This window comes from Streptomyces sp. NPDC056160 (assembly GCF_042268205.1).
GTDB lineage: Bacteria > Actinomycetota > Actinomycetes > Streptomycetales > Streptomycetaceae > Streptomyces.
Map to the genome: position 1 here is coordinate 1 of NZ_JBHJUW010000212.1, position 10,548 is coordinate 10,548.

At 71.8% G+C, this 10,548-nt stretch carries 8 protein-coding genes and 2 pseudogenes; all 10 read left to right on the forward strand.

Annotated features, from left to right (window positions below; all coding sequences use genetic code 11):
- The first annotated feature begins 199 nt into the window (after positions 1-199).
- A complete protein-coding gene (locus tag ACFC02_RS39530) occupies positions 200-1,174 on the forward strand; it encodes a carbohydrate ABC transporter permease (RefSeq protein WP_376367364.1) in 975 nt (324 codons plus the stop codon).
- Positions 1,171-2,133, forward strand: coding sequence for a carbohydrate ABC transporter permease (locus ACFC02_RS39535; protein ID WP_376367366.1), 963 nt, complete (start codon positions 1,171-1,173; stop codon positions 2,131-2,133). The genes ACFC02_RS39530 and ACFC02_RS39535 overlap by 4 nt, the downstream gene beginning before the upstream one ends.
- A 40-nt stretch (positions 2,134-2,173) precedes the next feature.
- Positions 2,174-4,057 (forward strand): carbohydrate-binding protein, encoded by a 1,884-nt coding sequence (locus ACFC02_RS39540; protein ID WP_376367368.1) that lies wholly within the window; start codon positions 2,174-2,176, stop codon positions 4,055-4,057.
- A 356-nt stretch (positions 4,058-4,413) separates the two neighbouring features.
- Positions 4,414-6,278, forward strand: a pseudogene (locus ACFC02_RS39545) (glycoside hydrolase N-terminal domain-containing protein); the annotation flags it as partial.
- 54 nt (positions 6,279-6,332) lie between these two features.
- Positions 6,333-6,590, forward strand: coding sequence for a glycoside hydrolase family 95-like protein (locus tag ACFC02_RS39550; protein WP_376367374.1), 258 nt, complete (start codon positions 6,333-6,335; stop codon positions 6,588-6,590).
- Entirely contained in the window at positions 6,587-7,996 is a 1,410-nt protein-coding gene (locus ACFC02_RS39555) for an SGNH/GDSL hydrolase family protein (protein ID WP_376367370.1), read from the forward strand. Before ACFC02_RS39550 ends, ACFC02_RS39555 begins: the two co-directional genes overlap by 4 nt.
- Positions 7,997-8,284: 288 nt before the next feature.
- Positions 8,285-9,013 carry an alpha/beta hydrolase gene (locus tag ACFC02_RS39560; RefSeq protein ID WP_376367372.1) on the forward strand — a complete coding sequence of 243 codons (729 nt, stop codon included), beginning with the start codon at positions 8,285-8,287 and terminating at the stop codon, positions 9,011-9,013.
- Positions 9,014-9,038: 25 nt separating this feature from the next.
- On the forward strand, positions 9,039-9,746 hold the full coding sequence (locus ACFC02_RS39565; protein WP_376367373.1) for a TetR/AcrR family transcriptional regulator: 708 nt from the start codon (positions 9,039-9,041) through the stop codon (positions 9,744-9,746).
- Positions 9,743-10,345: pseudogene (locus ACFC02_RS39570) on the forward strand (SDR family NAD(P)-dependent oxidoreductase); the annotation flags it as partial. The gene ACFC02_RS39565 and the pseudogene ACFC02_RS39570, both read left to right, overlap by 4 nt.
- Before the next feature lie 91 nt (positions 10,346-10,436).
- Complete coding sequence (locus tag ACFC02_RS39575) at positions 10,437-10,523, forward strand: hypothetical protein (protein WP_376367376.1); 87 nt, start codon at positions 10,437-10,439, stop codon at positions 10,521-10,523.
- Positions 10,524-10,548: the final 25 nt, after the last annotated feature.

Sequence of the window (10,548 nt, forward strand, 5' to 3'; positions counted from 1 at the left end):
GCCCGCGAGGTCTACCGCGCTCTGACCGCCACACCAACCGAACGAATCACCCAAACCGACCTCGCTCCTGCAGCTTGACAAGCATAGGAGCATCCCAATGGCTCGGCCACCCCGACGACGGCTCCGGCACGCTGAAGCGGATCGAGTCCCAGCGCTCCCGCTTCTTCACGGCCTGACCAGGACCGGAAAGGCTCCCGCCGTGTCCTTCGCGTCCCGCTCGCCCGCTCCGACGGCCCCCGCGCCCTCCGCCCCGGACCGGACACCCCCCGCCTCCGCGTCCCCCTCCCGCCTCGGCCGCGGCGACCGCCTCTTCCTGGCGGCCGTCATCGGACTGCCCCTCATCGCCCTGCTGGTCTTCGTCTGGCTGCCCGCGCTCGCCTCCATCGCCCTCTCCTTCACCACCTGGGACGGTCTGGACCTGTCCGGCATCCACTGGACCGGCCTCGGCAACTACACCGAGATCCTCACGAACTACCCGCCGTTCTGGCCCGCCGTCGAGCACAACGTGCTCTGGCTGCTCTTCACCGCGCTGCTGCCCACCCCCTTCGGGGTGTTCCTCGCCTACCAGCTCGACCAGAAGATACGGTTCACCCGCTTCTACCAGACCGCGATCTTCCTGCCGATGGTGCTCTCCCTGGCCGTCGTCGGCTTCATCTGGGAGATCATCTACAACCCGGACACCGGACTGCTCAACAGCCTCCTGAGCGCGGCCGGTTCCTCCCACCACGTGGACTGGCTCGGCGACCCGTCCCTCAACCTGTGGGCCGTGCTCGTCGCCTCCGCCTGGCGGCACACCGGCTACATCATGATCCTCTACCTGGCCGGCCTGAAGAGCTTCGACCCGGCCCTCAAGGAGGCCGCCGCCCTGGACGGCGCCAACGGCCGGCAGACCTACTTCCGCGTCGTGCTGCCCGCGCTCAAGCCGGTCAACGTCATCATCGTCGTCGTCACCGTCATGGAGTCGCTGCGCGCCTTCGACATCGTCTACGTCCTCGGCGGCGGCACCGGCAGCAAACCCGGCATGGAACTGCTGTCCCTCCTCATCACCGACAACATCATCGGCGAGTCCGGGCACATCGGATACGGCTCCGCGCTCGCCGTCGTACTGCTGCTGGTCTCCCTGGCCGCGATCGGCGCGTTCCTCGTGCAGACCTTCCGCAAGGAGGACACATGACGACGACCGCCCACCGCCCGGACACCCGCACCCGCACCCGCACCCGCACCCGCATCCGCACCCGCGTCCGCTCGGCCCGACGGCCCGCCCCGGCCCGCGGCCCGCGCCGCCCGCCCCGCCACACCGGCCGCCACCTGCTGCTGGGCACCGTCTCCGTGCTGTGGCTCGTCCCGCTGCTGTGGGCCGTCTACACCTCGCTGCGCTCCTACGACGACACCGCGCGCCACGGCTACTTCTCGCTGCCGCACAGCTTCGGCCCGGGCAACTTCACGGCCGCCTGGACCCAGTCCGGCATGCCGCACTTCTTCCTCAACTCCGTCCTCGTCACCGTCCCCGCCGTCCTCGGCACCCTGCTCTTCTCCGCCGCGGTCGCCTTCTTCGTCACCCGCTTCGACTTCCGGCTCAACCTCGCCCTGCTGATGCTGTTCACCGCGGGCAACCTGCTGCCGGCCCAGGTCCTCATCACCCCCCTGTACCGGCTCTACCTCCAGATCCCGCTGCCCGCCTGGATGAGCGACTCGCTGCTGCTGTACAACTCGGCCTGGGGCATCATCGTCATCCACATCGCCTACCAGTGCGGCTTCTGCACCTTCGTCCTCAGCAACTACATGAAGACGATCCCCAAGGAGATCTCCGAGGCCGCCCTCGTCGACGGCGCACCCGTGTGGCGGCAGTTCTTCCAGATCATCCTGCCGCTGTGCCGTCCCGCGTTCGCCGCGCTCGCCACGCTCGAATCCATCTGGATCTACAACGACTTCTTCTGGCCGCTCACCCTCATCGAGACCGGCGACAAGCGTCCCGTCACCTCCGCACTGGCCAACCTCCAGGGCCAGTACTTCACCAACCCCAACCTGATCGCGGCGGGCGCGCTGATGACCGCGATCCCCACGCTACTGGTGTACTTCGCGCTCCAGCGCCAGTTCATCAGCGGACTCGCCATCGGCTCGGGCAAGGGCTGAGCCCCCCGAGACGCCCCACTCATTCCAGGAGGCACGACCCGTGCGGTCTTCCTCGTACCCCGCCCTGCCCGCCCGCGCCCTGAGAACCGTGGTCGTCCTGGCCCTCGCCGCGGGCCTGGTGACGACCACCCAGGCGGCACAGGCACACACCACCCACCCGGCCGCGCACGCGGACGGCACCACCGCCCCGGCCGCACCCGCACACGCCACCCCGGCCGCGCACACCGACAGCGCCCCCGTTCCCGCCCTCGCCGCCAAGCCCTACATGGGCTGGTCCAGCTGGAGCATGCAGTCCTCGAAGTACCCCGGCCTCAACCCCGACGGCGACTACAGCTACCTCACCGAGGCCAACGTCCTCAAGCAGACCGGCGCCCTGGCCGCCAAGCTGAAGAAGTACGGCTACGAGTACGTGGACATCGACGCGGGCTGGTGGCGCGACAACGCCTGGAAACCCGAGTTCGACCGCTACGCCCGCCAGCAGGCCGACCCGGTGCGCTTCCCGCACGGCATGAAGGCCGTCGCCGACGCCGTCCACGCCAAGGGCCTCAAGGCAGGCATCTACCTGCCGGCCGGCCTGGAGAAGGAGGCGTACGACGGCGGGAAGTCCCCGATCTGGCACGCCGACGGCTGCACCACCGCCGACATCGTCTACGGCGACCTGCGCACCACCAACGGCTGGGACAGCGCCTACAAGCTCGACTTCTCCCGCCCCTGCGCCCAGAAGTACGTCGACTCCCAGGCCCGGCTGCTCGCCGACTGGGGCTACGACTTCCTCAAACTCGACGGCGTGGGACCCGGCTCGGGCAAGGGCGGCGACCAGTACGACAACGTCGCCGACGTGGCCGCCTGGCACCAGGCCATCGCCGCCACCGGGCGCCCCCTCCACCTGGAGGTGTCCTGGTCCCTGGACATCGGCCACGCCGCCGACTGGAAGAAGTACACGAACGGCTGGCGCATCGACACCGACGTCGAGTGCTACTGCAACACCCTGGTCAGCTGGGAGAACTCCGTCGACGACCGCTTCGACGACACCCCCGCCTGGACCCGCCACGCCGGCCCCGGCGGCTGGAACGACCTCGACTCCCTCGACGTCGGCAACGGCCGCATGGACGGCCTGACCGACGCCGAACGGCAGACCTACGCCACCCTGTGGGCCATCGCCAAGTCCCCCCTCTACACCGGCGACGACCTCACCCGCCTCGACTCCCACGGCCTGTCCCTGCTCACCAACCGCGAGGTCATCGCCGTCGACCAGGGAAGCGCCCCGCCCGCACACCCCGTCACCCCCTCGGACCCCCAGCAGGTCTGGGCGGCGGAGAACCCCGACGGCACCTACACCGTCGCCCTGTTCAACCTGGCCGACGCCCCCGCCGCCGTCACCGCCGACTTCTCCGCCCTCGGCTTCACCGGCCGGGCCGCCGTCCGCGACCTGTGGAACCACGAGAACCTCGGCACCCACCGCGACAAGGTGACCGAGACGCTGCCCGCGCACGGCTCCCGGCTGTTCACCCTCACCCCGCGCGGCACCACCGCCGTCACCTACACCGGCCACGAGGCCGAGGCGAGCACGAACACCCTGAGCGGCAACGCCTCCGTCGCCGACTGCGCCGCCTGCTCGGGCGGTAAGAAGGTCGGCAACCTCTACCTGGGCGGCAAGCTCACCTTCAACGACGTCGTCGTGGACAAGGCGGGGACCTACCAGGTGAAGGTCGCCTACGTCAGCGGCGACGCCCGCTCCGCACTGGTCTCGGCCAACGGCGGCGGCGCCGTCCGCCACAAGTTCCCCTCCACCGGCGACTGGAGCACCGCCGGCACCGTCTCCGTCCCGGTCGTCCTGAAGGCCGGCGCCAACACCGTCGTCTTCGACAGCGGCTCCGACTACGCCCCGGACATCGACCGGATCGACGTACCGAAGTCGCTCTGACGCGGTCGCGGTCCCTGCCGAACCCCGGTTCCAGCCGCACCGCGTCCCGGCGAACCCGCAGGCCCCGGCCAGGCCCCGTCCCGGCCGGGACCCACCCCGACCCAGGAGCCGCCATGCCCCCCGCCCAGCCCCGCTCGCCCGAGTCACCCCGAGCGCACGCAGCCTCCGCCCCCAGCAGAAGAGCCCTCCTGTCCGCCGCCGCGACCGCCTCCCTCGCCGGAGCCGCCCTCGGCGCCCTGCCCGCCTTCACCGCCTCGGCGGCCCCCCAGCGCCCGCCCGCCGCTACGGAGGCGTCCGACGCTCCCGGGGACGCGCGGCACACCCTCTGGTGGCAGGCCCCCGCCGACGAGCACTCGATGATCGAACAGGGCCTGCCCGTCGGCAACGGACGCCTCGGCGCCCTCGCCGGTAACGACCCCGCCCGCGAACTCCTCCTCGTCACCGACGCCACGATGTGGACCGGCGGCCTCAACGACACCCTCGATGCCGACGGCCAGTTCCCCTACGGCCGCGACGACTTCGGCTCCCTCACCCTCCTCGCCCGCCTCACCGTCGCCCTGCCCGGCCACGACCTCTCCGCCGTCCACGGCTACCGCCGCACCCTCGACCTAGCCCGGGGCCTGATCACCACGTCCTACGTGTACGCGGGCGTCACCTACCGCCGGGAGGTCTTCGCCAGCCGTCCCGACGACGTGATCGTCGTGCACCTGACGCAGAGCGGAGGAGGCCGCCACACCGGCACAGTCACCCTGGAGGGCACCCACGGCGAGACCCGGGCCGTCTCCTTCGGCGGTGCCTTCCCCAACGGCCTGCGCTACGGCGCGGCCGTCACCGCGTACACGAGCGGCGGCGGCCGGGTGCGCGTGCACGGCACCCGCATCGACTTCTCCGACTGCCCGGACCTCACGGTCGTGCTCAGCGGCGGCACGAACTACGCCCCCGACGCCCGGACCGCGTACCGCGACCCCTCCCTCGACCCCGAACAGCTCGCCCGGACGAAGGTGCGCGCGGCGGCCTCGCACGCGACCGGCACCCTGCTCCGCGCCCACACCGCCGACCACCGCGCCCTGTACGACGGACTCGGGATCGACCTCGGCACCTCCACCCCGCAGCAGCGCTCCCTCGACACCTGGGAGCGCGTCCGCCACCGTGCGCAGAGCGGCGTTCCCGATCCCGAACTGGAGTCGGCTTACGTCCAGTTCGGCCGCTACCTGATGATCTCCGGATCCCGGGGCAGCCTCCCCCTGGGCCTCCAGGGCCTGTGGCTCGACGGCAACGACCCGGACTGGATGGGCGACTACCACACCGACATCAACCTCCAGATGAACTACTGGATGGCCGACCGGACCGCCCTGTCCCCCTGCTTCGACGCCCTCACCGACTACTGCCTCGCCCAGCTCCCGGCCTGGACGGACACCACCCGCCGGCTCTTCGACGACCCGCGCAACCGGTACCGCAACTCCAGCGGCAGGAACGCGGGATGGACCGTCGCCATCTCCACCAACCCGTACGGCGGAGGCGGCTGGTGGTGGCACCCGGCGGGCAACGCCTGCTGTGCAACACCCTCTTCGAGCACTACGAGTACACACTCTCCCGGTCCCACCTGGAGAGGATCCACCCGCTGCTCAAGGGCGCCTGCGAGTTCTGGGAGGCCCGGCTGGTCGCCACCACCGTGCCCGGCACGCCCGGCGAGGTGCTGGTCGCCGACAGCGACTGGTCCCCCGAACACGGCCCGCTGGACGCCAAGGGCATCACGTACGCCCAGGAACTGGTGTGGGCGCTGTTCGGCAACTACCAGGCCGCCTGCGCCGAGTTGAAGAAGGACACCGGCCACGCACAGCGGATCGGCGCGCTGCGCGAGCGGCTGTACCTGCCCCGGGTGAGCCCGAAGACGGGCTGGCTGGAGGAGTGGATGTCACCGGACAACCTCGGCGAGACCACCCACCGCCACCTGCCCCCGCTCGTCGGTCTCTTCCCCGGCGACCGGATCCGTCCCGACGGCTCCACCCCGAAGGACATCGTCGACGGAGCGAGTGCCCTGCTCACCGCGCGCGGCACGGAGAGCTTCGGCTGGGCCAACGCCTGGCGCGCCCTGTGCTGGGCCCGGCTGAAGAACGCGGAGAAGGCCTACCAGCTCGTCGTCAGCAACCTCCGCCCCTCCACCGGCGGCGGAAACGGCACGGCCTTCAACCTCTTCGACATCTACGAGACCGGGCCCGGCCGGGGCATCTTCCAGATCGACGCCAACTTCGGCACCCCGGCGGCGGTCGTCGAGATGTTGCTGTACGCCCGCTCCGGACACATCGAACTGCTCCCGGCGCTGCCCGCCGCGTGGGCGGCCTCCGGCGCGGTCACCGGCGTTCCCGTGCGCGGCGGCTTCACCGTCGACCTGCGCTGGAAGAACGGCACGCCGGTGTCGGCGCGGATCCACAGCACCGGGGGCCGCGCCACTACGGTGGCCCACGGCGGCACCGTGCGCGCGGTCGCCCTGGAACCGGGAAGGTCCGTCACGCTGAAGGGATTCGACCGATGAGGGACCAGCTCACGCGGGCGGCCGCCCTGGCCGCCGTACTCCTGACCGCGGCGGCCGCCACAGCCAGCGCCACGAACGGTACGACCGTCGTCCCTTCCACGGCCTTCGACGCCGCCGCGCCCGCAGGCGCCGCCGTCCCGCGCGCCGCCGCCTCCGGACAGCCCGCGCTCGCGCAGACCACGGCCGTGCAGCCCGCGTTCGCGCAGACCACCGGCGCGCAGCGGGCGCCCGGGCAGGCCGGGTCCTTGCACGCCGCCTCCGTCCGGGCCGCGTCCGGTGCGCGGTCGCACGAGGTGGTGACCTGGGGGGCGAGCGCCGACCGTCTCGGTGCCGGTACGCCCGACCGCGCGTACCGGCTCGTCGTGCACACCAGCGTCGCCGGGAGCGATGCGCGCATCCGCCTGACCAACGCCTTCGGCGACCGCCCGCTGACCCTCGACAGCGTGTGGGCCGGCGTCCAGGGGTCGGGCGCCGCCCTGCGCCCGGGTACCAACCGGCGGCTGACCTTCGGCGGCGCCACTTCCGTCTCCGTCCCCGCCGGCCGGACCGTCCTCAGCGACCCGCTGCCCGGCCGGCTGCCAGCCGGCACCGACCTGGTCGTCAGCCTGCACAGCCCGGACGCGGCCGGTCCGGCCACCGGGCACGGCATGGCGATGCAGACCTCGTGCACCACGCAGGGCGACCACACCGCCGAGGAGGGCGCCGGCCACTGGACGAGCACCACCGGTTCCTGGTTCTACCTGGACTCCGTCTCCGTACGGACCGCTCCGCGCACCGCCGCGGTCGTCGCGCTGGGCGACTCCATCACGGACGGCTGGCACTCCAGCACCGACCTGAACCGCCGCTGGCCCGACTATCTCGCGCGCCGCCTGGGGCAGGCGCACGCCGGTGTCCAGGGGGTGGCCAACGAGGGCATCTCCGGCAACAAGGTGCTGGCCGACGGGGCCGGGCAGAGCGCCCGCAACCGGCTGGACCGTGACGTGCTGTCCCAGCCGGGCGTGCGGACCGTCTTCCTCTTCGAGGGCGTCAACGACATCAAGGCGCACACCGGGGTCACGGCCGCCGACATGATCGCCGGGTACCGCGAGATCGCCGCGAGGGCGCACGCCGCCGGGAAGTGCGTGGTCGGTGCGACCGTCGGGCCGTTCAAGGGCTGGGGCGAGTGGGACCAGGCCGCGGAGTCGGTACGCCAGGAGGTCAACGCCTTCCTCCGCGACAGCGGCGACTTCGACGCGGTGACCGACTTCGACCGCGTCCTGCGCAGCCCGTACGACGCCGAGCGCATCCTGCCGTTCCTCGACGGCGGCGATCATCTGCACCCCAACGACAAGGGGATGCAGGCGATGGCCGACGCGGTGGACCTCACCGCCCTCGACTGTACCGGCGGCCCGAACTCCGCCCACTGACACGAGCCTGGGGCCGGGTACACCCGCGCGCTCTCACACATGTCCTGCCATGTGTGAGAGCGCGCAGGCGATTCCGGAGTGGACGGCCTGGAAGCACGTGTGCTCCACGTCCAGGTAAAAGCAGCAACGCGGGGTGTTCACACATTATGTTCAGACAAGGTGTCCAGAACACATGTATGCTTCCGTGGACGGCCCGGAAAGGGCCGGTTGTCCCCAGGGCGCCGAGAGCGCCCGTGCCTCGCCCGGTACGTGTGCCGGCGCGCGAGTGCGGTGAAGTCAGGAGTTGCCTTGCCGGAGCCGGCCGACCAGTCCCGTCCCACCTTCCTCCTCGTACCCGGCGGCCACCACGGCCCCTGGGTCTACGACCGGCTCCGCGCGGTCCTCGACGCGCACGGATGGCGCAGCCGCACGGTGAGCCTGCGCAGCGCCGTGGAGCAGAGCGCCCCGGCCGAACCGCTGCCGGGCATGTACGACGACGCCGAGGTGATCCGAGAGGCCCTCGCCGGCACCCCCGGCCCGGTGATACCCGTCGCCCACTCCTACGGCGGCGTGCCGCTCACCGAGGCACTGGCGGACGCGTCCGGCGTGGTGCACGCCGTCTACGTGGCGGCCTACCTGCTGGACGTGGGCGAGGGCATGTTCCAGAGCCACGGCGTGCCGGTGCCGGACTCGCTGGCGGGCCTGCGGCCCCCGCAGAACCCGGAACTCAACCTCCCCGCCGCCTTCTACGACGGCGACCCGGACAGCCAGGAGACCAAGGAGGCCGTGGCCCGCCTGGTGCCGCAGACCGTGCGCGCCGACTTCGAGACCGTCACCCGGGCCGGCCGGCGCACCGTACCCACCACCTACGTCATCCCCGAGAACGACGTGTCCCTCACCGCGACGGTCGCGGAGCGGATGGCGGCCCGCGCCGACTTCGTCCGCCGGGTTCCCGGTCACCACGCGCCGTTCTACTCGCACCCGCGGGAGTTCGCCCGCGTGCTCATGGAGATCGGCGAACAGTCCGCCGCCCGCTGAGACGGTCCGAGGAAGGAGCACCGCCATGGCGTCCATCACCCGGCCGCGCCGCGTTGGGCCAGGCGGCCGGTCCCCGGCCGCACGGCAGCTCACGCAGGCGCTGGAACGGCTCCTGCGGGCGGGACGGGTCTTCACCGAGATCAGCGTCCGGGAGATCATCGAGGACGCGGGCGTCGCACGCGCCACCTTCTACACCTGCTTCGGCGACAAGTCGGAGCTGCTGCTCGTCCTGACCGACGGGCTGCGCCGGCGGCTGCTGGATCTGGCGCGGGCCTGGGACCCGGCCGCCGGCGAGGACGGCGCGGAACGCTTCACGCGGTTCTTCCGCCAGGTCATCGCCATCCACCGGGACCACTACGCCGTCCTGTCGGCGCTGCGGGAACTGGCGTCCTACGACGCGGCCGTCAACGACTTCTACACCGCGGACCTGGAGGAGTTCGAACAGGCCGTGTACGACACGCTCGTCGAGCAGCAGCGGGCACGGGCGACGACGCCCGGACTCGATCCCGCGGCGGCGAGCCGCGTCATCGTGTGGGGCGGCGCGCAGGCGATCGCTCACCACATCCGGGTGGACGACGGCGCCGGAGACGCCGCCTTCGCTCGGGAGCTGGGCCAGATCTGGTGGCACGGCGCCTACCGCCGCCCGCCGCGGATCGCACAGACGGAATCCACAGACGGAATCCATGACGGACTGCACAGAAGGACTGCACAGAAGGATGAGACACCCCCATGAGTGAACGACCCGAGGGCCTGCCCGCCCGTCCGCTCGACGGCAAGGTGGCGGTCGTGACCGGTGGCGGGCGGGGCATAGGAGCCGCCGTCGCCGCGCTGCTGGCCCGTGCCGGAGCCCGGCTCGCGCTGGTCGGCCGCACCGAGGAGACCCTGACGCGCACCGCGCGTGAACTCCCGTCCGACACCGAGGTCGTGGTGGCGGACCTGAGTCTGCCGGAGGCGCCGGGGCGCGTGATGGAGAGCGTCCTCGGCCGCTTCGGCCGGGTGGACGCCCTCGTCAACAACGCCGCCGCGGAGAACTTCACCGCCAGTCACGAACTGACGCCCGCCGAGGCCGACGCGCTGTGGGCGCTCAACGCCCGCACCCCGCTGTTGCTGGGCGGCCTGGCCGCCCAGCACATGGCCTCCCACGGCGGCAGCAGCATCGTCAACGTCTCCTCCGACATCGGCAGTGTGCGCAGCATGCCGAACCAGAGTCTGTACGCGGCGACCAAGGGCGCCGTCGACGCCGTCACCCGCTCACTGGCCGCAGAATGGGGCGGCAGGGGCGTACGGGTCAACGCCGTGCGCCCGGCGGTGACCGACACCGACATGTCGGCCGCCATCTTCGCCGACCCGGGCCTGGAGAAGGCCCTGACCGGTCAGTACGCGCTCGGCCGGATGGGGGTGTCCGGACGACGTCGCCCAGGCCGTGCTCTTCTTCGCGTCGCCGACGAGTTCCTTCGTCACCGGGCAGATCCTCAGCGTCGACGGCGGATGGCTCGCCGCGCAGGTCTGAGAAGGCCACAGCCGTGCCGCCGGCC

What these genes read in the sequence shown, in the direction of transcription:
- ACFC02_RS39535 (WP_376367366.1), top strand. Translation starts at nt 1,171, where the DNA reads ATGACGACGACCGCCCACCGCCCGGACACCCGCACCCGCACCCGCACC.
- ACFC02_RS39555 (WP_376367370.1), top strand. Translation starts at nt 6,587, where the DNA reads ATGAGGGACCAGCTCACGCGGGCGGCCGCCCTGGCCGCCGTACTCCTG.
- ACFC02_RS39550 (WP_376367374.1), top strand. Translation starts at nt 6,333, where the DNA reads ATGTTGCTGTACGCCCGCTCCGGACACATCGAACTGCTCCCGGCGCTG.
- ACFC02_RS39565 (WP_376367373.1), top strand. Translation starts at nt 9,039, where the DNA reads ATGGCGTCCATCACCCGGCCGCGCCGCGTTGGGCCAGGCGGCCGGTCC.